The sequence below is a fragment of the Streptomyces sp. NPDC001153 genome, assembly GCF_053598315.1.
On record NZ_JBSFJZ010000135.1, the window covers coordinates 1 to 1,412 of the forward strand.

The following is a 1,412-nucleotide window of genomic DNA, read 5'->3' on the forward strand; positions in this document are numbered from 1 at the left end:
GAGTTCGCCGCCGCGCATGTGGCCGGGGTGCTGTCCCTGGCGGATGCGGCGAAGCTGGTCGTGGCTCGTGGCCGTTTGATGCAGGCGCTGCCGGAAGGCGGCGCGATGGTCGCCGTCCAGGCCACCGAAGACGAGGTACGCCCCCTGCTCGCCGACGGGATCGGTATCGCGGCGGTCAACGGTCCGCAGGCGGTGGTGGTTTCCGGTGTGGAGGCGGAGGCGCTGCGGATCAAGGCGCACTTCGAGGCGGAGGGCCGTAAGACCACCCGTCTGAAGGTCTCGCACGCCTTCCACTCCCCGCTGATGGACCCGATGCTCGACGAATTCCGGGCTATAGCAAGTGAGTTGGAGTACGGCGCGCCGAGCATCCCGATCGTGTCGACCCTGGCCGGTGCTCTGGTCACCGACGACCTGTCCGACCCGGAGTACTGGGTCCGCCATGTCCGTGAGGCGGTCCGGTTCGCGGACGCGGTGGAGGTGCTGGCCGAGAAGGGTGTGACCACCTACCTCGAACTCGGCCCCGACGCCGTGCTGACGGCGATGGGCCAGCAGAGTGCCGAGGGTGTCTTCGTCCCGGCCTTGCGTCGTGACCGTGATGAAGCGCGTGAGCTGGTGTCCGCCGTGGCCCGGATCGCCGTGCACGGTGGGAAGGTCGACTGGGCGGCGTTCTACGCGGGCACCGGAGCCCGCCGCGTCGACCTGCCCACCTACGCCTTCCAGCGGCAACGGTACTGGTTCCACACCCTGGACTACCTGGCCGAGTCCTGGGTGGCCGCCGAATTGGGCGGGCTGTCCCAGGCCGGGCTGGATCCCGCCGGACACGCCCTGCTCGGCGCCGCGGTGACCCTGCCCGACAGCGACGGTGTGGTGCTGACGGGCCGGTTGTCGACGGCGTCGCAGCCGTGGCTGGCGGATCACGCCGTCGGCGGCACCGTGCTGTTCCCGGGCACCGGCCTGGTGGAGCTGGCGCTGGCGGCCGGCAACCGGGTCGGCTGCGAACGGCTGGACGAACTCACCCTCCAGGCGCCCCTGGTGCTGCCGGAGAACGGCGGTGCCGTGGTGCACGTCGTCGTCGACGAGCCGGACGACTCCGGTGCGCGCCGGGCGGTGCGCCTGTACACGCGTACGGACGACGATGACGAGGTCCAGTGGACCCTGCACGCGACGGGCATCCTGTCCGCCGCCGCGTCCGAGCCCGCGTTCGACTTGGTTCAGTGGCCGCCGGCGGGTGCGGAGGCGGTGGATGTCGAAGGTCTGTACGACGGCTTGGCGGAGGCGGGTCTGGAGTACGGGCCGGTGTTCCAGGGCTTGACGGCAGCCTGGCGCTCCGGTGCCGGTTCGGCCGAGGAGATCTATGCCGAGGTGGCTCTGCCGGAGGAGACGGGTGTCGAGGGTTTCGGGGTGCACCCGGC

At 71.0% G+C, this 1,412-nt stretch carries 1 protein-coding gene; it reads left to right on the forward strand.

Going from position 1 to position 1,412, the window contains the following annotated elements; translation table 11 throughout:
- Positions 1-1,412: acyltransferase domain-containing protein (locus tag ACWDEN_RS48095; protein ID WP_450864471.1), on the forward strand; the 1,412-nt coding region annotated here is incomplete at both ends.